General features: G+C 62.0%; 23 protein-coding genes. 21 read left to right on the top strand and 2 right to left on the bottom strand.

Annotation, left to right across the window (positions count from 1 at the left end; all coding sequences use genetic code 11):
• The first annotated feature begins 33 nt into the window (after positions 1-33).
• Genes PSTAB_RS07155 through PSTAB_RS07180 form a run of 6 tightly spaced genes read left to right on the top strand, consistent with a single transcriptional unit; the run spans position 34 to position 5,741 of the window.
• A complete protein-coding gene (locus PSTAB_RS07155) occupies positions 34-2,826 on the top strand; it encodes a monovalent cation/H+ antiporter subunit A (RefSeq protein ID WP_013982321.1) in 2,793 nt (930 codons plus the stop codon).
• Positions 2,826-3,155, top strand: coding sequence for a Na+/H+ antiporter subunit C (locus tag PSTAB_RS07160; RefSeq protein ID WP_011912693.1), 330 nt, complete (start codon positions 2,826-2,828; stop codon positions 3,153-3,155). Before PSTAB_RS07155 ends, PSTAB_RS07160 begins: the two co-directional genes overlap by 1 nt.
• On the top strand, positions 3,152-4,651 hold the full coding sequence (locus PSTAB_RS07165; RefSeq protein ID WP_013982322.1) for a monovalent cation/H+ antiporter subunit D: 1,500 nt from the start codon (positions 3,152-3,154) through the stop codon (positions 4,649-4,651). The genes PSTAB_RS07160 and PSTAB_RS07165 overlap by 4 nt, the downstream gene beginning before the upstream one ends.
• Positions 4,648-5,148 carry a Na+/H+ antiporter subunit E gene (locus PSTAB_RS07170; protein ID WP_013982323.1) on the top strand — a complete coding sequence of 167 codons (501 nt, stop codon included), beginning with the start codon at positions 4,648-4,650 and terminating at the stop codon, positions 5,146-5,148. Before PSTAB_RS07165 ends, PSTAB_RS07170 begins: the two co-directional genes overlap by 4 nt.
• Entirely contained in the window at positions 5,133-5,402 is a 270-nt protein-coding gene (locus PSTAB_RS07175) for a K+/H+ antiporter subunit F (protein WP_013982324.1), read from the top strand. The genes PSTAB_RS07170 and PSTAB_RS07175 overlap by 16 nt, the downstream gene beginning before the upstream one ends.
• Positions 5,403-5,411: 9 nt before the next feature.
• Entirely contained in the window at positions 5,412-5,741 is a 330-nt protein-coding gene (locus tag PSTAB_RS07180; protein ID WP_013982325.1) for a Na+/H+ antiporter subunit G, read from the top strand.
• 42 nt (positions 5,742-5,783) lie between these two features.
• On the opposite strand, the gene PSTAB_RS07185 is transcribed toward PSTAB_RS07180, so the two are convergent.
• On the bottom strand, positions 5,784-8,486 hold the full coding sequence (locus PSTAB_RS07185) for a [protein-PII] uridylyltransferase (RefSeq protein WP_011912698.1): 2,703 nt from the start codon (positions 8,484-8,486) through the stop codon (positions 5,784-5,786).
• Positions 8,487-8,522: 36 nt separating this feature from the next.
• A complete protein-coding gene (gene map / locus PSTAB_RS07190; RefSeq protein ID WP_013982326.1) occupies positions 8,523-9,305 on the bottom strand; it encodes a type I methionyl aminopeptidase in 783 nt (260 codons plus the stop codon).
• A 286-nt stretch (positions 9,306-9,591) separates the two neighbouring features.
• On the opposite strand from map, the gene rpsB reads away from it, so the two are divergent.
• From rpsB to rnhB, 15 genes are all read left to right on the top strand, one after another.
• Complete coding sequence (rpsB, locus tag PSTAB_RS07195; RefSeq protein WP_011912700.1) at positions 9,592-10,332, top strand: 30S ribosomal protein S2; 741 nt, start codon at positions 9,592-9,594, stop codon at positions 10,330-10,332.
• A 128-nt stretch (positions 10,333-10,460) separates the two neighbouring features.
• On the top strand, positions 10,461-11,324 hold the full coding sequence (gene tsf, locus PSTAB_RS07200) for a translation elongation factor Ts (RefSeq protein WP_011912701.1): 864 nt from the start codon (positions 10,461-10,463) through the stop codon (positions 11,322-11,324).
• A 199-nt stretch (positions 11,325-11,523) separates the two neighbouring features.
• Entirely contained in the window at positions 11,524-12,267 is a 744-nt protein-coding gene (pyrH, locus tag PSTAB_RS07205) for a UMP kinase (RefSeq protein WP_011912702.1), read from the top strand.
• Positions 12,264-12,821: a ribosome recycling factor gene (frr, locus tag PSTAB_RS07210; protein ID WP_013982327.1), complete on the top strand. Its 558-nt coding sequence runs from the start codon at positions 12,264-12,266 to the stop codon at positions 12,819-12,821. Before pyrH ends, frr begins: the two co-directional genes overlap by 4 nt.
• Positions 12,822-12,948: 127 nt before the next feature.
• Complete coding sequence (uppS, locus tag PSTAB_RS07215) at positions 12,949-13,710, top strand: polyprenyl diphosphate synthase (RefSeq protein ID WP_017244593.1); 762 nt, start codon at positions 12,949-12,951, stop codon at positions 13,708-13,710.
• On the top strand, positions 13,704-14,519 hold the full coding sequence (locus PSTAB_RS07220) for a phosphatidate cytidylyltransferase (RefSeq protein ID WP_013982329.1): 816 nt from the start codon (positions 13,704-13,706) through the stop codon (positions 14,517-14,519). Before uppS ends, PSTAB_RS07220 begins: the two co-directional genes overlap by 7 nt.
• Entirely contained in the window at positions 14,516-15,706 is a 1,191-nt protein-coding gene (gene ispC, locus PSTAB_RS07225) for a 1-deoxy-D-xylulose-5-phosphate reductoisomerase (RefSeq protein ID WP_026012586.1), read from the top strand. Before PSTAB_RS07220 ends, ispC begins: the two co-directional genes overlap by 4 nt.
• A gap of 60 nt (positions 15,707-15,766) precedes the next feature.
• Complete coding sequence (gene rseP / locus PSTAB_RS07230; RefSeq protein WP_013982331.1) at positions 15,767-17,119, top strand: RIP metalloprotease RseP; 1,353 nt, start codon at positions 15,767-15,769, stop codon at positions 17,117-17,119.
• 69 nt (positions 17,120-17,188) lie between these two features.
• Positions 17,189-19,555 carry an outer membrane protein assembly factor BamA gene (gene bamA / locus PSTAB_RS07235; protein WP_013982332.1) on the top strand — a complete coding sequence of 789 codons (2,367 nt, stop codon included), beginning with the start codon at positions 17,189-17,191 and terminating at the stop codon, positions 19,553-19,555.
• 48 nt (positions 19,556-19,603) lie between these two features.
• Positions 19,604-20,107, top strand: coding sequence for an OmpH/Skp family outer membrane protein (locus PSTAB_RS07240; protein WP_003295019.1), 504 nt, complete (start codon positions 19,604-19,606; stop codon positions 20,105-20,107).
• A gap of 1 nt (position 20,108) precedes the next feature.
• Positions 20,109-21,167 carry a UDP-3-O-(3-hydroxymyristoyl)glucosamine N-acyltransferase gene (gene lpxD / locus PSTAB_RS07245; protein WP_013982333.1) on the top strand — a complete coding sequence of 353 codons (1,059 nt, stop codon included), beginning with the start codon at positions 20,109-20,111 and terminating at the stop codon, positions 21,165-21,167.
• Between the two features lie 101 nt (positions 21,168-21,268).
• Positions 21,269-21,709, top strand: a complete 441-nt coding sequence (gene fabZ, locus PSTAB_RS07250) for a 3-hydroxyacyl-ACP dehydratase FabZ (RefSeq protein ID WP_013982334.1) — start codon at positions 21,269-21,271, stop codon at positions 21,707-21,709.
• A complete protein-coding gene (gene lpxA / locus PSTAB_RS07255) occupies positions 21,706-22,482 on the top strand; it encodes an acyl-ACP--UDP-N-acetylglucosamine O-acyltransferase (RefSeq protein ID WP_011912712.1) in 777 nt (258 codons plus the stop codon). The genes fabZ and lpxA overlap by 4 nt, the downstream gene beginning before the upstream one ends.
• Before the next feature lies 1 nt (position 22,483).
• Positions 22,484-23,617 (top strand): lipid-A-disaccharide synthase, encoded by a 1,134-nt coding sequence (lpxB, locus tag PSTAB_RS07260; RefSeq protein ID WP_041771685.1) that lies wholly within the window; start codon positions 22,484-22,486, stop codon positions 23,615-23,617.
• Positions 23,617-24,255 (top strand): ribonuclease HII, encoded by a 639-nt coding sequence (gene rnhB, locus PSTAB_RS07265; protein WP_011912714.1) that lies wholly within the window; start codon positions 23,617-23,619, stop codon positions 24,253-24,255. The genes lpxB and rnhB overlap by 1 nt, the downstream gene beginning before the upstream one ends.
• Positions 24,256-24,288: the final 33 nt, after the last annotated feature.

Raw genomic sequence — 24,288 nt, forward strand, 5'->3', positions numbered from 1 at the left:
CCATCCGGACTGATGGCTTAAGGGGTCTCGTTCATGGCGCTTGCGCTGATTATCGCTTTGCCATTTCTGGGCATCTTCCTGCCCCTGCTTCTGGAGCGTTTCGGTCGTTCCGCCTGTGCCTTCGGTGCAGGTCTGGCGCCACTGGCAGCACTGGTTCTGTTGCTGACCAAACGCGCTGACGTGTTTTCCGGCCAAACCGAGATCATCCATTACACCTGGTTGCCGCAGCTGGGCCTGAACCTCAGCCTGCGGCTGGACGGGCTGGGCTTTCTGTTCGCCCTGCTGATTCTCGGCATCGGGTTGCTGGTAATCCTCTACGCGCGCTATTACCTGTCGAAGAAAGATCCCATGGGGCGCTTCTATGGGTTTTTCCTGCTCTTCATGGGCGCGATGCTCGGCGTGGTACTGTCCGAAAACCTGCTGCTGATGCTGATGTTCTGGGAGCTGACGAGCCTGTCGTCATTCCTCCTGATCGGCTACTGGAACCATCGGGCCGATGCTCGTCAGGGCGCGCGCATGGCACTGGCGGTGACTGGTGGCGGAGGGCTGGCGCTACTCGCCGGCATCCTGCTGATCGGCTACATCGTCGGAAGCTTCGAACTGTCGACCGTGCTGGCATCGGGCGATCTGATCCGTGCCAATGCGCTGTACCCGCTGACGCTGATCCTGATACTGCTGGGCGTGTTCACCAAGTCCGCTCAGTTTCCGTTCCATTTCTGGTTGCCTCAGGCCATGGCTGCGCCGACGCCGGTATCGGCGTTCCTGCATTCGGCGACCATGGTCAAGGCCGGGGTCTTCCTCCTTGCCCGTCTGTATCCGGCCCTGGCCGAATCGGAGTGGTGGTTCTACCTGGTCAGCATGACGGGCCTGGCCACGCTGTTGCTGGGTGCCGTCATGGCGCTGTTCCAGCACGATCTCAAGGGACTGCTGGCCTATTCGACCATCAGCCACCTGGGGCTGATCACCCTGTTGTTCGGCCTGAACTCGCGTCTGGCCGCCGTCGCAGCGATCTTCCACATCATCAACCACGCGACCTTCAAGGCATCGCTGTTCATGGCCGCCGGCATCATCGATCACGAGACCGGCACCCGGGACATGCGGCGTATCAATGGCATGTGGAAGTACATGCCGCATACGGCTGCGCTGGCCATGGTCGCGTCCCTGGCCATGGCCGGTGTGCCGCTGCTCAACGGCTTCCTCAGCAAGGAAATGTTCTTCGCCGAGACCCTCGATCAGCACCTGCTGGGCAGCTTCTACTGGACGATTCCCGCTGCGGCCACGCTGGCTGGTGCGTTCTCGGTCGCCTATTCGCTGCGTTTCGTGCATGACGTGTTCTTCAACGGCGAGCCGGTCGACCTGCCGAAGTATCCGCCGCACGAGCCGGCGCGCTACATGAAGATCCCGGTGGAGATCCTGGTGCTGCTCTGCCTGCTGGTCGGCATGCTGCCCGCATTCACCGTTGGTCCGCTGCTCGCCGCCGCGGTGTCCGGGACGCTGAACGGCAACGTACCCGAGTACAGCCTGTCGATCTGGCACGGCTTCAATCTGCCACTGGCCATGAGCTTCGCGGCACTGATCGGCGGCATCCTGATCTATTCCCTGCGCAAGTGGGCGTTCCGCTGGTATGAGGGCCTGCCGACGGTCGATTCGCTGGAAGTGTTCGAGCAGGTGATGGCTGGGCTGACGCTGGGCGCACGTCATCTAACCTGCCTGCTGGATAATGGTTCGCTGCAGCGCTATGTCGCGCTCATGCTCATCAGCACCCTGGTGCTGGTGGTGTATGCGCTGACGCCGCTGCAAACGCTGCATGGTCCGGTGGCCCTGACGCCGCTCGACGCGATCACGGTGCTGGGCATGGTGATTCTCGCGCTCACGTCGCTGCTCACCGTGCTGTTCCACCGTCAGCGGTTGGTGGCGTTGATGGTGCTCAGCGTGGTCGGGCTCATGGTCGCCCTGGGCTTTGCCCGCTACTCGGCGCCGGACCTCGCGTTGACGCAGCTGTCAGTGGAAGTGGTGACCATCATCCTGCTGATTCTCGCGCTGTTCTTCATGCCCGATCGTACGCCGGCTGAATCCAGCAGCCTGCGGGCGTTCCGTGATTTCGTCCTGGCCGCCGGCTGCGGCACCATGGTGGCGCTGCTCGCCTATACGGTGCTGACGCGCCCCTACGACAGCATCGCTTCCTACTTCCTCGAGAACAGCGTCTCCGGCGGGGGCGGTACGAACGTGGTCAACGTGATCCTGGTCGACTTCCGCGGCTTCGATACCTTGGGTGAGATCGCCGTGCTGGCCATTGCCGGGGTCGGCATCTACAGCCTGCTCAGCGGCCTGCGCCTGCCACATCCGATCCGGGACGCCGGCGGGCGGTTGTGGTCACTGGACAAGCATCCGATGGTGCTGGACGCACTGGCGCGCGCGTTGCTACCGATGGCGCTGCTGATTTCCGCATTCATCTTCCTGCGCGGACACAACCTGCCGGGCGGCGGTTTCATCGCCGGCCTGATTACCGCCGTCGCGCTGATCCTGCAGTACATCGCCCATGGTGTGAGCTGGGCCCAGGCGCGGCAGCCGCTCAGCTACCACTCGCTGTGCGGCGCCGGCCTGCTCATTGCCGGAGCAACCGGCCTGGGCAGCCTGCTGCTGGGCTACCCGTTCCTGACATCCGCGTTCGATCATTTCCATCTGCCGCTCATTGGCGAATTCGAGTTGGCCACTGCAATGCTGTTCGATCTGGGGGTTTATCTGGTGGTTGTGGGCGCGACGTTGCTGATTCTTTCCAATATCGGCCAAGTCAGGCAGGACGATTCCAACAGGGAGGTGGTGTGATGGAAGCGGTATTCGCGATCACGCTCGGAATCATGACGGCAAGTGGTGTCTACCTGCTCCTGCGCGCCCGGATATTTCCAGTGGTCATGGGGCTGACGCTGATTTCCTACGCCGTCAACCTGTTCATCTTTTCCATGGGGCGCCTGGCTACCGGGGTTCCGGCCGTCATCGGCAAAAGTGCCGAGTACGGTGATCCGCTGCCTCAGGCATTGGTCCTCACGGCCATCGTCATCGGCTTCGCCATGACGGCATTCGTCGTGGTGCTGTCGCTGCGCAGCATCGGCGAAGTACGTACCGACCATGTCGATGGGCAGGAGCCCCGCAAATGAATCATGCGCTGATCCTCCCGCTGCTGGTGCCGCTGTTCGTTGGCGCGCTGTTGCTGCTGTGCCACCGCATGGGCAAGCCGGCCAAGCGAATTCTCTCCTTGGCGGCGACATGGGCGCTGGTACCCATCGCGATCTGGCTGCTGCTGCTGGCCGACGACGGACAGCTGCGCGTCTATGCGCTGGGCAACTGGCAGCCGCCGTTCGGCATCATCCTGATGCTCGACCGGCTGAACGCGCTGATGCTGCTGGTCACCGCGGTGCTGGCCGGTTTCGCGGTGTTGTACGCCAGCCGCGGCGACGACGAGCGCGGGCCGAACTTCCATGCGCTGTTCCAGTTCCAGCTGCTCGGCATCAACGGCGCCTTCCTCACCGGCGACCTGTTCAATCTCTTCGTGTTCTTCGAGATCCTGCTGATCTCCTCCTATGCGCTGCTACTGCACGGCCATGGGCCGCAGCGGGTGCGCTCCGGGATGCACTACGTGGTGCTGAACCTGCTGGGGTCGGCGCTGTTCCTGATCGGCGTGAGCATGCTCTACGGCCTGCTCGGCACCCTGAACATGGCCGATCTGGCCCTGCGAGTGAGCCTCGCCGATCCCGCCGAGGCACCATTGCTGGCGGCCGCCGGCTATATCCTGCTGGTGGTCTTCGCCCTCAAGGGAGCGGTGCTGCCGCTGTATTTCTGGCTGCCGCGGGCCTATGCATCGGCTACGGCCCCGGTCGCTGCCTTGTTCGCAATCATGACCAAGGTCGGCCTGTACGCCATCGTCCGGGTGTTCACGCTGGTGTTCGGCAGCGAGGCGGGAACACTGAGCAACATGGTCGAGGACTGGCTCTGGCCCCTGGCCCTGCTCACCCTGGGTGTGGCCGTGGTCGGGGCACTGGCCGCGCGCAACCTGCAGGTGATGCTGGCCTACCTGGTGGTGGCTTCGGTCGGCACCTTGCTGGCCGGCATCGCGCTGGGCAACGCACAGGGGCTGGCGGCAGCCCTGTATTACCTGATCCACAGCACGCTGATCGCCGGCGCGCTGTTCCTGCTGGCCGATCTCATCGCCCGCCAGCGCGGCGAGTACGGCACCGACCTGGTCACCGCGCCGGCCCTGCGCCAGCCGCTGCTGCTGGGGGCGATGTTCTTCGTCGGCGCGATCTCGGTGGCCGGTCTGCCGCCTTTCTCGGGCTTCCTCGGCAAGCTGATGCTGCTGCGCGCCGTCGCCCCGGGGCCGGAAGCGGTGGCGCTCTGGGCCGTGGTGCTGGTCGGCGGGCTGGGCATGCTGATCGCCCTGAGCCGCTCCGGCAGCCTGGTGTTCTGGCGTCCCAGCGAAGCGGCCAGCGGCCTGACTGCCGATCCGGTCCGGGTGCTGGCCACCCTCGGGCTGCTGCTCGGCAGCCTGGTGCTGGTGGTTGCGGCGCAACCGCTGCAGGGCTATGTGCAGGCCACCGCCGCGCAACTGCTCGATCTGGCGCCCTATCTGGACATCATCCGCGGAGGTGAGGCATGAAGGCCCGCTGGTTACCCAATCCCGCCTTGACGCTGCTGCTCACGCTGATCTGGTTGCTGCTGAACAATACGCTGAGCTTCGCCCATCTGCTGCTGGGGCTGTTCCTCGGCTGGGCCATCCCGCTGCTGGTGCGGGGCTTCCTGATCGAGGTGCCGCGGGTACGCAAGCCGTTCAAGCTGTGCCTGTTCATGCTCAAGGTGTTCTACGACATCGTGGTCGCCAACGTGCACGTGGCCAAGCTGGTGCTCGGGCCGAAAAGCCGCCTGAAACCGGCGTTCATCGTGGTTCCGATGGCGATCGAGAACGAGTTCGTCCTCGCCACGCTGACCAGCATCGTTTCGCTGACCCCCGGGACCGTGTCCGCCGGGCTCAGCGCGGACCACAAGCTGCTGATCCTGCATGCGCTGGATGCGCCGGATGCCGACGAGGTCGCGGCCGATGTGAAGCGCAACTACGAAGCGCCGCTACTGGAGATTTTCGAATGCTCGCGTACGTGATCCCTTTCTGCCTGGCGCTGCTGGGCCTGGCCGCGGTGCTCAACGTCGTGCGCCTGGTCAAGGGCCCGGACATGCCCGATCGGGTGCTGGCGCTGGATACGCTGTACATCAATGCCCTGGCGCTGATCGTGCTGTTCGGCATCTGGCTGGCATCGGACCTGTTCTTCGAGGCGGCGCTGCTGATCGCGGTGATGGGCTTCGTCAGTACCGTCGCGGTGGGCAAGCACCTGCTGCACGGCGACATCATCGACTGAGGAGGCGATATGCCATTCTGGATTGAAGCGCTGGTCAGCGTGTTCCTCATCATCGGCAGCCTGTTCGCGCTGATCGGAGCCATCGGGCTGTACCGTCTGCCGGATTTCTACACGCGTCTGCACGGGCCGACCAAGGCGACCACGCTTGGTGTGGGCGGCATCGTCATCGCCTCGATGCTGTTCTTCAGTCATCACAATGACGGACTGAGTCTGCATGAGCTGCTGATCACCCTGTTCCTGTTCATCACGGCTCCGGTCAGTGCGCACATGCTGGCCAAGGCGGCCATGCAGCAGAAACTGCCCGCAGTGGAGCAGACCCGCGGCAAACCCTGGGATTGATGCCCGCAGCTGACCGCGCGTCACGGCGCGGTCAGCCGCCGTTCAGATGACGATGCTGCTCGGCGAAGGCTGCTGCTCGTTTTCCTGCTGCAGCTCCTTGATGATCGCCTGTTGCAGGCGCAGGCAGAGTTGCGGGTCCGAAAGCGGCTGGTTGTCGGCGTCGGTCACGAAGAACACGTCTTCCACCCGTTCGCCAAGCGTGGCGATCTTCGCGTTCTGCACCGACAGGTCGAAATCCAGGAACAGCTGCCCGACCCGCGCCAGCAGGCCGGGACGGTCGGGCGCGATGATCTCGAGAATGGTCTGCGGGCGCTGCGTGTCGTTGTGAATGGTGACCTGCGGTGGGAAGGCGAAGTGCTTGAGCTGGCGCGGTACACGGCGCTGGATGATGGTCAGGTAGTCGTCCGGATTGCGCAGCGCGGCGATCAGTCCGCTGCGGATTTCCTCGATGCGCTCGGGGTTGTTGCCGATGGGGCTGCCGTCGGCTTCCAGCACGATGTAGGTGTCCAGGGTGAACTGGCTGCTCGAGGTGAGGATGCGGGCGTCATGGATGTTCAGGTTGAGCTGATCCATCGCCGCCACGGTTACCGCAAAGAAATCGTGCTGGTCCGGCGCATAGATGAAGATCTGCGTGCCGCCTTCGAACTCGCGCTGCGTGGTTTCCTTGATCAGGACCAGCGGGCCGCCATTGGCCGGGTGCTCGATGATCGCATCGGTGTGCCAGGCGACATCGGTGGCGGTGTGGCGCAGGAAATAGTCGTCACCCAGCTGCGCCCAGAGCTGCTCGGCATCATCCGGGTCGGTGCCATGGCGCACCAGATCGTCGAGGGCGGCGCGCTGGGTCTGGCGAATCTGCTCCTCACGGCCCAGAGGATTCTCCAGCCCGCGCTTGAGCGCGCGCTTGGTTTCCGTATAGAGCTGGCGCAGCAGGCTGGCGCGCCAAGAGTTCCATAGCGTGGGGTTGGTGGCGTTGATATCCGCCACGGTCAGCACGTACAGGTAATCCAAATGGGTCTCGTCGCCGACGCGCTGGGCGAAGTCGTTGATGACCTGTGGATCGGATAGATCCTTGCGCTGGGCGGTGGTGGACATGACCAGATGGTTCTCCACCAGCCAGACCACCAGCCGGGTATCCCACGCCGGCAGCTTGTGGCGACGGCAGAACTGCTCGGCGTCGACCGCGCCCAGCTCCGAATGGTCGCCGCCGCGACCCTTGGCGATGTCGTGGTAGAGGCCGGCGATGTAGATCAGCTCGGGCTTGGGCAGCTTCTCGACGAGTTTGCTGGCCAGCGGATACTTCTCGGCCACGCCTGGCTTGGTCAGCTTACGCAGGTACTTGATGACGTTGAGCGTGTGCGCATCGACGGTATAGATGTGGAACAGGTCGTGTTGCATCTGCCCGACGATGTGGCCGAATTCGGGCAGGTAGCGGCCGAGGATGCCGTAGCGGTTCATACGGCGAAGGTTGCGGTGGATGCCTTCCTTGCACTTGAACAGCTCGATGAACAGGCTGGTGTTGCGCAGGTCCTGGCGAAAAGTGTCGTCGATCAGGTATCGATGGTCGCGCAGCAGGCGGATGGTGTCGGAGCGTACGCCCTGGATATCCGGATGCTGGGCGAGCAGCACGAAGGTTTCCAGGATGGCGAACGGTGTGCGCTTGAAGATCGCCGGGTTGCTGACTTCCAGATACCCGTCGCGTACCTGGAAGCGGCTGTTGAGCGGAACGATCGGGCCTGATTCGCCTTCCCAGAGGATCACTTCGGCAAAGTGCTGGCCGACCAGATCGCTGAGCTCGGCAATGCTCATCACCACCCGGTAGTACTTCTGCATGAAGCGCTCGATGGCCAGCTTGGCATCGCTGTCTTCGTAACCGAGCAGGGCGGCAAGGCTGCGCTGGTGGTCGAACAGCAGGCGGTCCTCGGCCCGTCCGGCGAGCATGTGCAGGCCATAGCGCACCTTCCAGAGAAACTCCTGGGCGGCGGTCAGCAGGCTATGTTCGCCTTCGGTAATGAACCCCTGGTCGACCATGGCCTGCAGGTTGAGGGTGCCGAACTCGCGACGCGCGATCCAGAGGATGGTCTGGATGTCGCGCAGACCGCCGGGGGAACCCTTGACGTTGGGCTCCAGGTTGTACTCGGTGTTGTTGTACTTGGCATGGCGAGCGCGCTGCTCGTTGCGCTTGGCAAGGAAGAACTCCTTGCTCGGCCACATCTGCTGGGTACTGGTGACCTGCAGCATGGCCTGGCGCAGGCGCTCCGGACCGGCGATCGTGCGGCTTTCCATGAGGTTGGTGATGACGGTGAGGTCGGCGCGCGCCTCATCGGCACACTCGGCTACCGAACGTACAGCCTGGCCGACCTCCAGGCCGATGTCCCAGAGGAGGGTGAGGAAGCCCTCGATCGGCTCGCGGAAGATTTCCTGATCGTTCTCGTCCAGCAGGATCAGCAGGTCGATATCGGAATAGGGATGCAGTTCGCCGCGCCCGTAGCCGCCCACGGCGACCAGGGCGATGTCGGCGCCCTTGTCCCAATCGAAGCGGCTCCAGGCCGAGCGCAGGATCTGATCGACGAACCAGGCGCGATCCTCGATCAGGCGGCGAATGTCCCGCCCCGCCCTGAAGCGTTCGTCCAGCACCTGGCGTGCCTGGCGAATGGCCTTCTTGTACGCAGCGATGGGGCTGGCCTTGAGTGCGAGCTCCGCCTGGAACTGGCTGCGGTCAAACAGCTCCGGATCAACCTGGGGCATGCGAACGTCCTCCCATCAATGCGGCGGCGGGGTGTCTCAGGCTGAAGTGCGGGCGATGGTGTCGTCGCTGCGCAGCGTGAAGATCTCGTAACCATCGGCGGTGACCAGGATGGTGTGCTCCCATTGCGCCGAGAGCTTGCGGTCCTTGGTGATCGCGGTCCAGCCGTCGCCAAGCAGGCGTGTTTCCGGGCGGCCCTGGTTGATCATCGGTTCGATGGTAAAGGTCATGCCTTCCTTGAGCTCCATGCCGGTGCCGGCACGGCCGTAGTGCAGTACCTGCGGCTCCTCATGGAACACCTTGCCGATCCCGTGGCCGCAGTACTCGCGCACCACAGAGAAGCCGTTCTTCTCCGCATGCTTCTGGATGACTTCTCCGATGTCCCCGAGACGGACGCCCGGACGGACCAGTTCGATGCCTTTATATAGGCATTCCTGCGTCACCTGGCAGAGGCGCTCGGCCCACTCGGGCACCTTGCCGACCATGAACATCTTGCTGGTGTCGCCGTGGTAGCCGTCCTTGATCACGGTGATGTCGATATTGAGAATGTCGCCGTCTTTGAGCGGCTTGTCGTTGGGAATACCGTGGCAGACCACATGGTTGATCGAGGTGCAGATCGACTTGGGGAAGCCCTTGTAGTTCAGCGGTGCCGGAGTCGCCTGTTGAACGTTGACGATGTAGTCGTGGCACAGGCGGTCGAGCTCCTCGGTGGTCACGCCCGGCTTGACGTGTTCGCCGATCATTTCCAGAACCTCGGCGGCGAGACGCCCGGCTACGCGCATCTTCTCGATATCTTCGGGCGTCTTGATGGTGACTGTCATGCAAACCTCTTAGTGCGCCGGCAGGCGAAGGCAATAAACGGAAAGCCGCGATGATAAACCAAAGCAACCATACCCTGCAGGAGAGGGGGCGATCGGCAGCCGAACATGCGGCGGATGGTCAAAGCAGTAGCCTGTCGATGGCCTTTATGCTATAAAACGCGCCGCTCGACGGGGACACCCCGTCGCGCTTAACCCCACACACGTGTCGACACGGTATCCTGGGTGCTCGCAAGAGTTGGATATCGGGACGCGTGGAGGCCTAACCCGACTTATTCGAGGACTTATCATGTCTCAAGTCACCATGCGCGATATGCTGAAGGCCGGTGTGCACTTCGGCCACCAGACCCGTTACTGGAACCCGAAAATGGACAAGTACATTTTCGGCGCGCGCAACAAGATCCACATCATCAACCTGGAAAAGACCCTGCCGATGTTCAACGACGCCCTGCGTTTCGTTGAGAAGCTGGCTGCAGGCAAGAACAAGATTCTGTTCGTCGGTACCAAGCGTTCCGCTGGCAAGATCGTTCGCGAAGAAGCTGCTCGTTGCGGCTCGCCGTATGTCGATCATCGCTGGTTGGGCGGCATGCTGACCAACTACAAGACCATCCGCGCTTCCATCAAGCGTCTGCGTGAGCTGGAAGCCCAGTCTCAGGATGGTACTTTCGAGAAGCTGACCAAGAAAGAAGCCCTGATGCGTACCCGTGACCTCGAGAAGCTCGAGCGCAGCCTGGGCGGCATCAAGGACATGGGCGGCCTGCCGGACGCCATGTTCGTCATCGACGTCGATCACGAGCGCATCGCCATTTCCGAAGCCAACAAGCTGGGCATTCCGGTAATCGGCGTGGTCGATACCAACAGCAGCCCGGAAGGCGTCGACTACATCATCCCTGGTAATGATGACGCCATCCGTGCCGTGCAACTCTACCTCGGCTCCATGGCTGATGCCGTTCTGCGCGGTCGTCAGAACGGTGCCGGTGGTGCTGACGAGTTCGTCGAAGAAGTAGCTTCCGAGGCGGCTCAGGGCTGAGTGCGACGCACTGCAGCGTGATACCCGATAAACGAAAAGGGGGCTAGGCCCCCTTTTTGTCTCTTGCGAATTGATCACCTGTGTCTTTGGGTGAGTGGTTTAGAAACCAAATCGAGAGGATTCCCAACATGGCAGAAATCACTGCAGCCTTGGTCAAAGAACTGCGCGAGCGTACCGGCCAGGGCATGATGGAGTGCAAGAAGGCTCTGGTTGCCGCTGGTGGCGACATCGAGAAAGCCATCGACGACATGCGCGCTTCCGGTGCCATCAAGGCCGCCAAGAAGTCGGGCAACATCGCCGCCGAAGGTTCGATCGCCGTTCGCGTCGAAGGTGGCCGTGGTCTGATCATCGAAGTCAACTCGCAGACCGACTTCCTGGCTCTGCAGGACGACTTCAAGGCATTCGTCAAGGAGAGCCTGGACGAGGCCTTCGAGCAGAAACTGACCGAAGTGGCTCCGCTGATCGCTTCCCGCGAATCCGCCCGTGAGGCCCTGGTTGCCAAGTGCGGCGAGAACGTCAACATCCGTCGCCTGAGCGCGGTTGAAGGCGAAGTGGTGGGTGCCTACCTGCACGGCCATCGCATCGGTGTACTGGTCACCCTGAAAGGCGGCGACGCCGAGCTGGCCAAGGACATCGCCATGCACGTGGCTGCCAGCAACCCGGCCGTCCTGAGTCCGGCGGATGTGTCCGAAGAGCTGATCGCCAAGGAAAAGGAAATCTTCCTGCAGCTCAATGCCGACAAGATCGCCGGCAAGCCGGAAAACATCGTCGAGAACATGATCAAGGGTCGTATCAACAAGTTCCTGGCCGAAGCCAGCCTGGTTGAGCAGCCTTTCGTCAAGGATCCGGAAGTCAAGGTCGGTGATCTGGCCAAGAAGGCTGGCGCTGAAATCGTTTCCTTCGTTCGCTACGAAGTGGGCGAGGGCATCGAAAAGGCCGAAGTCGACTTCGCTGCCGAAGTGGCTGCTCAGGTCGCTGCGACCAAGAAATAAGACCGCTTCGGTGGTTCTGGCAAAGAGGCTGCCCGCTCACGCGCGCGGCCTCTTTGTCGAATTGGGCAGCGGATTTGTTTTTTTGTCACGGTATAGTCATCGCTTGGCACCAACCCCGAGTTGCGCTGTCAAAGCGCAGATATTTTTTGTCTGAGTCATTCAGACTTGGTCATAGCACGCCGCAGGAGATAACACGCCAATGGCTCAGCAGATGAGTGCACGCAATCCTCGCTATAAACGCATTCTGCTCAAATTAAGCGGCGAGGCCCTGATGGGGTCCGAGGACTTCGGCATCGATCCCAAGGTGCTCGACCGCATGGCCCTGGAAGTCGGCCAGCTGGTTGGCATCGGCGTCGAAGTCGGTCTGGTTATCGGTGGCGGCAACCTGTTTCGCGGCGCGGCGCTCTCGGCGGCCGGCATGGATCGTGTGACCGGCGACCATATGGGTATGCTGGCCACGGTTATGAATGCATTGGCCATGCGTGACGCCCTGGAGCGCTCGAATATTCCCGCGCTGGTGATGTCCGCCATTTCCATGGTCGGTGTCACCGACCACTACGATCGTCGCAAGGCCATGCGTCATCTCAAGAGTGGCGAAGTGGTGATCTTCTCTGCTGGAACCGGCAATCCATTCTTCACCACTGATTCGGCGGCCTGCCTGCGCGCGATCGAAATCCAGGCGGATGTCGTGCTCAAGGCCACCAAGGTCGACGGCGTCTATACGGCTGATCCCTTCAAGGATCCGAACGCCGAGAAGTTTGCCGAGCTCACGTACGATGAAGTGCTCGATCGCAAGCTCGGGGTGATGGATCTGACTGCCATCTGCCTGTGCCGCGATCACAGCATGCCGCTGCGAGTCTTCAATATGAACAAGCCCGGCGCCCTGCTCAACATCGTATTGGGCGGTGCCGAAGGAACCCTGATCGAGGAATCGAACGAATGATCAACGAGATCAAGCAAGACGCGCAGGAGCGCATGAAGAAAACCCTGGAAGCGCTGGACCATGCGTTCGCCAAGATCCGTACCGGTCGCGCCCACCCCAGCATCCTCGACAGCGTGATGGTCTCCTACTACGGCGCCGACACGCCGTTGCGCCAGGTTGCCAATGTGGTGGCAGAGGACTCCCGTACCCTGGCCCTGACCGTGTTCGACAAGAGCATGATCCAGGCGGTGGAGAAGGCCATCATGACCTCCGATCTGGGGCTCAATCCTGCTACTGCTGGCACCACCATCCGCGTACCAATGCCGGCGCTGACCGAGGAGACCCGCAAGGGCTATACCAAGCAGGCGCGCGCCGAAGCCGAGAATGCCCGCGTTGCGGTGCGCAACATCCGGCGTGACGCGATCGCTCAGCTCAAGGACCTGGTCAAGGAAAAGGAAATCAGCGAAGACGAGGAGCGTCGCGGTCAGGACGATGTCCAGAAGCTGACGGACAAGTACGTTGCCGAAATCGACAAGGCTCTCGAAGGAAAAGAAGCCGATCTGATGGCCGTATAAGGCCGGCATCGCGCTTTCGCGGCCACACGGAAGAACTTTCCGATGTGGTCGCGAGGATGCCATCGAGCTGTTGCTTGCAGCTTTTTCTTTTGGTTCGCAGCGTGTTTTAGCGCAAGTAGAGTTGTTCATGGAAAAGGTCAGGCGGATCCCTGGGCGGAACGTACCCCGCCACGTGGCGATCATCATGGATGGCAATAATCGTTGGGCGAAGCGACGTTTGCTGCCTGGCGTGGCTGGGCACAAGGCCGGAGTCGATGCGGTTCGCGCCGTGATCGAGGTCTGTGCCGATTCCGGTGTGGAGGTGCTGACCCTCTTCGCCTTTTCCAGCGAGAACTGGCAGCGTCCGGCCGATGAGGTCGGTGCGCTGATGGAGCTGTTCCTTTCCGCGCTGCGGCGCGAGGCGCGCAAGCTCGACGAGAACGGCATCCGCTTGCGCATCATCGGCGATCGCTCGCGTTTCCATCCCGAGCTGCAGGCGGCGATGTCGGAAGTCGAAGAAATGACCGCGGCCAACCATCGCTTCGTGCTCCAGGTTGCCGCCAATTATGGTGGTCAGTGGGACATCCTTCAGGCTGCTCAGCATCTGGCCACTGAAGCTCAGGCCGGGCGGCTCAATCCAGCCGAGATCACGCCGGCATTGTTCCAGAGCTACCTTGCTACGGGCGACATGCCGCTGCCGGATCTGTGTATCCGTACTGGTGGCGAGCGACGCATCAGCAATTTCCTGCTCTGGCAGCTCGCTTATGCCGAGCTGTACTTCTCCGACCTGTACTGGCCGGATTTCAAGCACGTGGCCATGCGCAAGGCGCTTGCCGATTTCGCGACGCGGCAGCGGCGATTCGGCAAGACGGGTGAGCAGGTCGAAAGCGAGGTCAAGGCCGAATGCTGAAGCAGCGAATCATCACCGCAGCCATTCTGCTGCCCATTGCGATCATCGGTTTCTTCCTACTCGAGGGGCTTGCCTTCGCGGTCTTCATTGGTCTGGTTGTAGCGCTGGGGGCTTGGGAGTGGGCGCGGATGGCGGGTTTTACCAGCCAGCCGGTACGCGTCGGTTATGCCGCACTGGTGGTGATTCTGCTAGGCCTGCTCTACCAGCTGCCGGGATTGGCGCCGTGGCTGCTGGCGGTGGCCGTACTCTGGTGGATGGCGGCCACCTACCTGGTATTGACCTACCCGCAAAGCAGCCGCCTGTGGGGCGGGGCGGGTGGTAGTCTGCTGATCGGCCTGGCGATCCTGCTTCCGTCGTGGCAGGCGCTGATCCTGCTCAAGCAGTGGGAGCTGGGCAACTGGCTGATCCTGGCTGTGATGATCCTGGTATGGGCCGCCGACATCGGTGCCTATTTTTCCGGCAAGACCTTTGGCAAGCGAAAGCTCGCTCCGCAGGTCAGCCCTGGCAAGAGCTGGGAGGGGCTGATCGGCGGTCTGCTGACCAGTCTTGTGATCACCTTGGCTGTGGGTGTCTATCGTGGCTGGTCGGCGCGCGAGTTGATCCTCGCACTTCTCGGCGCCGCGCTGGTAGTGGCGATCTCGGTGATCGGTGACCTCACCGAAAGCATGTTCAAACGCAGTTCAGGCATCAAGGACAGCAGCCAGCTGCTGCCCGGACATGGCGGTGTGATGGATCGCATCGATAGTCTCACCGCGGCCATTCCGGTCTTCGTTGTGTTGCTATGGCTTGCCGGTTGGGGCGCATTGTGAGTCGACCTTTGCAGATCACCATATTGGGCGCGACCGGCTCGATCGGCCTGAGCACGCTCGATGTCGTCGCCCGCCATCCGGATCGCTACGATGTTTTCGCCCTGACCGGCTTCAGTCGGCTTGCCGAGCTGCGTGCGCTCTGCCTCAAGCACCGACCACGCTATGCGGTCGTTGGTGATCAGGCGCAGGCGCGGATACTGCAGGATCAGCTGCATGCCGATGGCGTCAGCACTCGCGTGCTGGACGGCGAAGGTGGGTTGAGCGAAGTGGCAGCGCACCCGGAGGTGGACGTGGTAATGGCCGCCATCGTCGGGGCGGCAGGGTTGAAGCCTACGCTCGCGGCGGTGCAGTCCGGCAAGCGGGTGCTGCTGGCCAACAAGGAGGCGCTGGTCATGTCCGGTGCCTTGTTCATGCAGGCGTTGCGTGACAGCGGTGCCGTTCTGCTGCCGATCGATAGCGAGCACAACGCGATTTTTCAGTGCCTGCCGACGGACTATTCGCAAGGCCTTGGGACCGTCGGTGTGCGCAGGATCCTGCTCACCGCTTCGGGTGGGCCGTTCCGAGAAATGGCGCCCGACCTTCTGAGCGATGTGACTCCCGAGCAGGCGTGCGCTCATCCCAATTGGTCCATGGGGCGAAAGATCTCGGTGGATTCGGCGAGCATGATGAACAAGGGGCTCGAATTGATCGAGGCCTGCTGGCTGTTCGATGCACGCCCGCATCAGGTCGAGGTGGTCATCCATCCGCAGAGCGTCATTCATTCCATGGTGGACTACGTGGATGGCTCCGTACTGGCGCAGCTGGGCAATCCGGACATGCGCACGCCGATCGCGCATGCGCTGGCCTGGCCGGAGCGGATTGAGTCGGGCGTATCGGCGCTTGATCTGCTGCGGGTCGGGCGTCTGGACTTCCAGGCTCCCGATGATCGGCGTTTCCCTTGTCTGCGACTCGCCCGGACGGCGGCGGAGGTCGGTGGGACCGCGCCGGCAATGCTCAATGCGGCGAACGAGGTGGCCGTCGACGCGTTTCTCAATCGTCGCATCCGTTTCACCGAGATCGCGAGTATCATCGACGACGTGTTGAATCATGAGGCGTCGGTTCCCACCGTTTGCCTCGAAGATGTGTTGGCGGCTGACAGGCGCGCCCGGGATGTCGCCGGGCAGTGGCTGTACCGCAACGGGCGATAGGGGTCTGCCGGCCGAGCGGCTTGCAGTCGAACGTCACCAGACCCACCCCGGAGGAAAGTTATGGGCGCGCTCTACATGATCATCGGCACCCTCGTTGCGCTCGGGGTGCTGGTTACCTTCCACGAATTCGGTCACTTCTGGGTCGCACGGCGTTGCGGCGTCAAGGTACTGCGCTTCTCGGTCGGCTTCGGCAGTCCGCTGGTGCGCTGGCATGATCGGCACGGCACCGAGTTCGTGATCGCCGCGATCCCGCTCGGCGGGTACGTCAAGATGCTCGACGAGCGCGAGGGTGACGTGCCACCAGCGCTGCTCGACAGTGCGTTCAATCGCAAGACGGTGCGGCAGCGCTTCGCCATCGTCTCTGCCGGTCCGCTGGCCAATTTCCTTCTCGCTCTGGTGTTCTTCTGGCTCCTGGCAATGCTCGGCAGCCAGCAGGTGCGTCCAGTGGTTGGGGCTGTGGAGTCTGGTAGCCTCGCCGCGCAGGCCGGGATGGCGGTCGATCAGGAGATCGTCGCGGTCAACGGCAAGCCTGTCAGTGGCTGGGGTGAGGTCAACCTGCAGTTGGTACGGCGCCTGGGCGAAAGCGGTCAGCTCGACGTGACGGTGCGTGAGGTCGGCAGCTCCGCCGAAAGGCAGCTGCAGATTCCGCTGCAGAACTGGCTTAAAGGTGTGGAGGAGCCGGACCCGATTACGGCGCTCGGCATTCGGCCATGGCGCCCACAGATCGCGCCGGTGATCGCCCAGCTCGATCCCGAAGGCCCTGCCCAGGCTGCCGGAATTCAACTCGGCGATCGGTTGATCAGCTTGAACCGGCAACCGCTCGACGATTGGCAGCAGGTAATCGACGCGGTCAAGGTTCTGCCCGGCGCGACAGCGGTTCTCGAGGTTGAGCGTGACGGGCAACGTGTTGATGTGCCGTTGACACTTGCCGCTCGCGGAGAGGGTGAAGCGCGGCGCGGTTATCTCGGTGCGGGCGTCGAAGGCGGTGAATGGCCGGCCGAGATGTTGCGCGAGGTTCGTTTCGGCCCGCTGGATGCGGTGGTGGAAGGGGCGAAACGCACCTGGACCATGAGCCTGTTGACGCTCGATTCCCTGAAGAAAATGCTCTTCGGGGAGCTCTCGGTAAAAAACTTGAGCGGTCCGATAACGATTGCTAAAGTGGCGGGCGCTTCGGCCCAGTCCGGCCTTGGGGATTTCCTCAATTTCCTCGCCTATCTGAGCATAAGTCTGGGGGTTCTCAATTTATTGCCTATCCCGGTGCTCGATGGCGGCCATCTGCTCTTCTATCTCGTCGAGTGGGTCCGCGGGCGTCCGCTTTCGGAACGGGTGCAGGGATGGGGGGTACAGATCGGCATCAGCCTCGTGGTAGGGGTGATGCTGCTTGCATTGGTCAATGATCTTGGCCGTCTGTAACGCCGAATCCGTAGTGTCGCCGCGCCTAATTGCCGGTTCATTTATCAGGTTTGAATAAGAAAGGACTTCATGAAACGTCTGCTGCTACCTGCGGTTATTTCCGCATTGATGATTGCCGAAGTTCACGCTGAGTCCTTCACTATCTCCGATATCCGAGTCAACGGCTTGCAGCGGGTTTCCGCCGGCAGCGTTTTTGGTGCGCTTCCGTTGAATGTGGGCGAGGCGGCCGATGATGCGCGACTTGTCGATGCTACTCGCGCGCTCTTTCGAACCGGCTTTTTCCAGGACATCCAGCTTGGTCGTGAAGGCGATGTGCTGGTTATCAGCGTAGTCGAGCGTCCGTCGATTTCCGCCATCGAAATCGAGGGCAACAAAGCGATCAAGACCGAAGATCTCCTGTCAGGCTTGCAGCAGTCAGGGCTCGCCGAAGGCGAGATCTTCCAGCGTGCGACGCTCGAAGGCGTGCGCAACGAGCTGCAGCGTCAATATGTCGCCCAGGGTCGTTACTCGGCCACCATCGAAACCGAAGTGGTGGCCCAGCCGCGCAATCGCGTCGCGCTGAAGATCAAGATCAACGAAGGCTCGGTCGCTGCCATCAAGCACATCAACGTCGTGGGCAACTCGGTGTTCCCGGACGAGGATCTGGTCGACCTGTTCGAGCTCAAGACCACCAACTGGCTTTCCTTCTTCCGCAACGACGACAAGTACGCCCGCGAGAAGCTGTCCGGCGACCTGGAACGCCTGCGTTCCTATTACCTGGACCGTGGCTACATCAACATGGATATCACCTCGACCCAGGTATCCATCACGCCGGACAAGAAGCACGTCTATGTGACGGTCAACATCGACGAAGGCGAGCGTTACACCGTTCGCGACGTCAAGCTCAGCGGTGATCTCAAGGTTCCGCAGGAAGAGATCGAGGCGCTGCTCCTGGCGAAGGAAGGCCAGGTGTTCTCCCGCAAGGTGATGACCTCGACGTCCGAGCTGATCACCCGTCGCCTTGGCAACGAGGGCTATACCTTCGCCAACGTCAATGGTGTCCCGGAGGCGCACGACGAGGACAACACCGTCTCGATCACCTTCGTCGTCGATCCGGGCAAGCGTGCCTATGTCAATCGCATCAACTTCCGTGGCAACACCAAGACCGAAGATGAGGTGCTGCGCCGCGAGATGCGCCAGATGGAGGGCGGCTGGGCATCGACCTACCTGATCGACCAGTCAAAGACTCGCCTCGAGCGCCTGGGCTTCTTCAAGGAAGTCAACGTCGAAACACCTCAGGTGCCTGGTACCGACGACCAGATCGACGTCAACTACAGCGTCGAGGAGCAACCGTCCGGCTCGATCATGGCCAGTATCGGCTTCGCGCAGAACGCCGGCCTGATCCTTGGCGGTTCCATCAGTCAGAACAACTTCCTTGGTACCGGTAACCGTGTCTCGCTGGGCTTGACCCGCAGCGAGTACCAGTCGCGCTACAACTTTGGCTTCGTCGACCCCTACTGGACCGAAGATGGCGTCAGCCTGGGCTACAACGCCTTCTATCGCACCACCGACTACGACGAGCTGGACTATGACGTCTCCAGCTACTCGGTGGATAGCTTGGGTGCCGGTATCAACATCGGCTACCCGATTAGTGAGACCTCGCGTCTGTCCTTCGGGTTGACCGTGCAGCAGGACGATCTGGATACCGGTCGCTATACCGTCGATGAGATTTTCGACTTCATGGAAGAAGAGGGCGATAGCTTTCTCAACTTCAAGGCGTCGGTCGGCTGGTCGGAGTCGACGCTGAACCGCGGCGTGCTGGCCACTCGCGGTCACTCCCAGAGCCTGGTCTTCGAGACCACCGTGCCGGGTAGCGACCTGTCCTTCTACAAGCTGGACTACAACGGCCAGCTGTTCGTGCCGATGACGAAGGATTACACCCTGCGCATGCATACGCGCCTGGGCTACGGTGATGCCTACGGTTCTACTTCTAGATTGCCGTTCTATGAACACTACTACGCGGGTGGTTTCAATTCCGTTCGCGGTTTTGAGGACAGTAGTCTCGGTCCGCGTAGCACTCCTAGCCGGGGAGAAGGTAATCCTGGCGGAAAACCGGGGACGATTCGTGATCCGGACCAAGATCCGTTGCCCTTCGGCGGTAACGTTTTGGTCCAAGGCGGGCTGGAAGTGCTCTTTCCCATGCCGTTCGTCAAAGATCAGCGCTCGTTGAGAACCTCTGTGTTCTGGGATGTTGGTAACGTTTTTGACACCAATTGCCCGTCCGGTGCCGCCAATTGCAGCGATATCGATTTTGGTGACATGGCCAGTTCGGTCGGTGTCGGCTTGACCTGGATTACCGCGATGGGACCATTGAGCTTCAGCCTGGCGATGCCGGTGGTGAAGCCGGACGATGCCGATACCCAGGTATTCCAGTTCTCGCTGGGACAAACGTTCTAGCATTGGGGCGCCATGCTTCAGTGCTTTCTTTCAGGAGTGGTGTGTACCGTGCGTAAGTTGACTCAACTGTTTCTCGTCGTTGCCGCGCTGGTGGCGACTCCCGCATTCGCCGAAATGAAGATCGCCGTCATGAACTATCAGATGGCATTGCTGGAGTCCGACGCGGCCAAGCGCTATGCAGTCGATGCCGAGAAGAAATTCGGTCCCCAGCTGAGCAAGCTCAAGACGCTGGAAAGCGATGCCAAGCGCATCCAGGACCGCCTGGTCAAGGACGGTGACAAGATGCAGCAGGCCGAGCGTGAGCGCCTTGAGCTGGAGTTCAAGCAGAAGGCCCGTGACTTCCAGTTTCAGTCCAAGGAGCTGAACGAGGCGAAGGCCGTCGCTGACCGTGACATGCTCAAGCAGCTCAAGCCCAAGCTGGATCAGGCAGTCGAAGAAGTCATCAAGAAGGGTAACTACGACCTGGTGTTCGAGCGTGGCGCCGTGGTGGATGTCAAGCCGCAGTTCGACATCACCCGCCAGGTCATCGAGCGCATGAACCAACTGCGCTGACATGGCCGGCGCAGTGTTTACGCTCGGTCAGCTGGCCGAGGAGCTGGGTGGCAGCCTGCGCGGCGATGCCGCCCGAGTCATCGACGGGCTTGCCACTTTGCAGGAGGCTGGCCCGTCTCAGCTGAGCTTTCTGGCCAATACCCAGTATCGCAAGTACCTGGCTTCTACTCGGGCGGGCGCGGTATTGCTTTCGTCCGATGATGTGCAGGGCTACCCGGGCGCGGCGATCATCGTCAGCGATCCGTATCTTGCCTACGCGCGGGCATCCCACCTGTTCGAAACTCGCCCGGCATTTTCTAGCGGTGTGCATCCGACTGCGGTCGTCGCGCCCGATGCCGAGGTTCATCCGTCGGCGAGCATCGGTGCCTACGTGGTGATCGAGGCGGGGGCGTGTATCGAGGCGGATGTGGAGATCGGCGCGCAGTCGTTCATCGGTGCGCGCAGTCGGGTCGGTGAAGGCGGTCGTTTGGCGCCGCGTGTGACGCTTTATCACGATGTGCAGATCGGCAAGCGAGTGGTCATCCAGTCGGGGGCGGTGATCGGCGGCGAGGGATTCGGTTTTGCCAAGGAAAAAGGTGCCTGGCAGAAGATCGCCCAGATCGGCGGCGTGCGCATCGGCGACGACGTCGAGATCGGCTCCAACACGACCATCGACCGTGGTGCGCTCTCCGACACGCTGATTGGCAACGGCGTCAAGCTCGACAACCAGATCATGATCGCGCACAACGTGCAGATCGGCGACAACACCGCGATGGCTGGCTGCGTGGGAATTTCCGGCAGCACCAAGATCGGGCGCAACTGCATGATTGCAGGTGGCGTCGGCATGGTCGGCCACATCGAGGTCTGCGACAACGTTTTCGTGACTGGAATGACGATGGTCACGCGTTCCATTACCGAGCCTGGAAGTTATTCTTCCGGTACGGCCATGCAGAATGCGGCCGATTGGAGAAAAAGCGCTGCGCGCATTCGGCAGCTGGACGACATGGCGCGTCGGTTGCAGCAGCTGGAGAAAAGCTTGGCCGCCGTGACTCAGGGTCAGAATCCGTCTTCTGATGCCTGAACTTACCGTCTGATCCGGTTTTTTCGGGGTAACTGCCTGTGAGTGCTGGCGCGAGCTTCGGCGCAGGCGGCCCTATACTTTTTTACGGGCTCTTTCCTGACATGATGGATATCAACGAGATTCGCGAATATTTGCCTCACCGCTACCCGTTCCTGCTGGTGGATCGGGTAACGGAACTGGATGTCGAGGCCAAGCGCGTTCGCGCCTACAAGAACGTGACCATCAATGAGCCGTTCTTCAATGGGCATTTCCCGCAGCACCCGATCATGCCGGGCGTGCTCATCATCGAAGCCATGGCGCAGGCCGCTGGCCTCCTGGGCTTCAAGATGATGGGTGTCAAGCCATCCGATGGCACGCTTTACTATTTCGTCGGTTCTGACAAGCTGCGGTTCCGCCAGCCGGTACGCCCCGGCGACCAGCTGGTTCTCGAGGCGGATTTCCTGAGCAACAAGCGCGGTATCTGGAAGTTCGATTGTCGCGCTACCGTCGATGGCAAGCCGGTCTGCTCGGCTGAAATCATCTGCGCGGAACAGGAAATATGAGTTTGATCGACCCTCGCGCCATCATCGATCCTGCCGCTCGGCTGGCGGATGACGTCCAGGTGGGGCCCTGGTCGATCATTGGTCCGGATGTCGAAATCGGCGAGGGTACGGTGATCGCGTCGCACGTGGTCATCAAAGGGCCGACCCGTATCGGTCGGCACAATCGCATCTATCAGTTCTCCTCGGTAGGCGAAGATACGCCTGACCTGAAGTACAAGGGCGAGCCGACTCGACTGGTGATCGGCGATCACAATGTGATTCGCGAGGGTGTCACCATCCATCGCGGCACCGTGCAGGATCGCTCCGAAACCACCATCGGTGATCACAATCTGATCATGGCGTACGCGCATATCGGCCACGACAGCGTCATCGCCAACCACTGCATCCTGGTCAACAACACCGCGCTGGCGGGGCACGTGCACGTGGGGGACTGGGCGATTCTGTCCGGCTACACCCTGGTCCACCAGTTCTGTCACATCGGGGCGCACAGCTTCTCCGGCATGGGGACGGCGATTGGCAAGGATGTGCCGGCATTCGTCACCGTATTCGGCAACCCGGCAGAAGCGCGCAGCATGAACTTCGAGGGCATGCGTCGTCGCGGCTTCAGCGCCGAAGCCGTGCACGCTCTGCGCAATGCCTACAAGATCGTCTATCGCAAAGGGTTGACGGTGGAGGCAGCGCTCAGCGAGCTGGCCGAGAGTGCGGCGGCCTTCCCGGAGGTGGCGATCTTCCGCGACTCCATCCAGGCGTCGACTCGTGGCATCACCCGCTGAGATGAGCAGGCCGCTCAGGGTTGCCCTGGTTGCCGGGGAATCCTCTGGTGACATTCTCGGCGCGGGCCTGATGCAGGCGCTGAAGGCGCAACACGCCGATGTCGAGTTCATTGGCGTCGGTGGTCCACGCATGCAGGCCGAAGGGCTGCAATCCTATTTCCCGCTGGAGCGACTGGCCGTGATGGGCCTGGTCGAAGTGCTCGGCCGTCTGCCGGAGCTGCTGGCGCGCCGTAAGCGCCTGGTGGATACGCTGATCCAGCAGCGGCCCGATGTGTTCATCGGCATTGATGCCCCTGACTTCAACCTGGGGCTCGAGCTCAAGCTGCGTCGAGCCGGGATCAGGACAGTGCATTACGTCAGCCCGTCGGTCTGGGCCTGGCGCCAGAAGCGGGTGCTGAAGATCCGGGAAGCCTGCGATCTGATGCTGACGCTGTTCCCCTTCGAAGCCAAGTTCTACGACGACCATCAGGTCCCGGTGCGCTTCGTCGGTCATCCTCTGGCCGATACCATTCCGCTATGTGCCGACCGAGCAGCCGCGCGGTTGGCGCTCGGCTTGCCGGAGCAGGGCACGATCGTCGCGCTGATGCCGGGCAGTCGGGGCGGCGAGGTGGCTCGCCTGGGCGAGCTGTTCCTCAGTGCCGCCGAGCGGTTGCGCGCCATGCGGCCCGGCATTCGTTTCGTCATGCCCTGCGCCAGCCCGGAGCGCCGGCTGCAGCTGGAGCAGATGCTGGCGACCCGCGACTTGCCGCTGACGCTGCTCGACGGCCGGTCCCACGAGGCGCTGGCCGCCTGCAACGCAGTGCTGATCGCTTCCGGCACCGCCACGCTCGAAGCGCTGTTGTTCAAGCGCCCGATGGTGGTGGCCTACAGCGTGGCACCGATGACCTATCGCATCCTGCGCCGGTTGGTTAAAAGCCCCTACGTTGCGTTGCCCAATCTGCTGGCGCAGCGCCTGCTGGTGCCGGAGCTGCTGCAGGACGCGGCGACACCGGAGGCGTTGGCCCAGGCGCTATCGCCGCTGCTGGACGATGGCGAAGTGCAAACGGAAGGCTTCGACAGCATCCATCGCACGCTGCGCTGCGATGCGTCGAGCCAGGCTGCAGACGCGGTTTTGCGGCTGGTAGGAGCGCGCTGATGCAGTTCGGGCTCGATTTCAATCTCGTGGAAGAGCTGGTCGCGGGTGTCGACGAAGTGGGTCGTGGGCCGCTGTGTGGGCCGGTCGTGACGGCGGCCGTGATTCTCGATCCGGCAAGGCCGATCGAAGGCTTGAACGACTCGAAGAAGCTGACCGAGGCTCGCCGAGAGGCCCTGTTCGACGAAATCCGGGAGAAGGCGGTCGCCTGGTGCATCGCCCGTGCCGAGGTGGAGGAGATCGACCAGCTCAATATCCTGCATGCCACCATGCTGGCCATGCAGCGCGCCGTCGAAGGGCTGAGTGTCACGCCGCGGCTGGCGCTGATCGACGGCAATCGTTGTCCCCAACTGGCTGTGCCCAGCGCGCCGGTGATCCAGGGTGATGCACAGGTTCCGGCAATCGCGGCGGCGTCCATTCTGGCCAAGGTCAGTCGTGACCGCGAAATGCAGGCGCTGGATCTGTGCTATCCGGGCTATGGTCTGGCCGGCCACAAGGGCTACCCGACGCCGAGCCACCTCGAGGCGCTTCGTCGCCTCGGGCCCACGCCCATTCATCGGCGCTCGTTTGCGCCCGTCCGCGCGATGCTCGAGCAGGTGAGCATCGAGGTAGAGGTTCCGGCCAGCGTCCTGCTGGTCTAGGGCTTGCCGGCTGCCACGGACAGAGGTTCCGCT

This window comes from Stutzerimonas stutzeri (assembly GCF_000219605.1).
Classification (GTDB): domain Bacteria; phylum Pseudomonadota; class Gammaproteobacteria; order Pseudomonadales; family Pseudomonadaceae; genus Stutzerimonas; species Stutzerimonas stutzeri.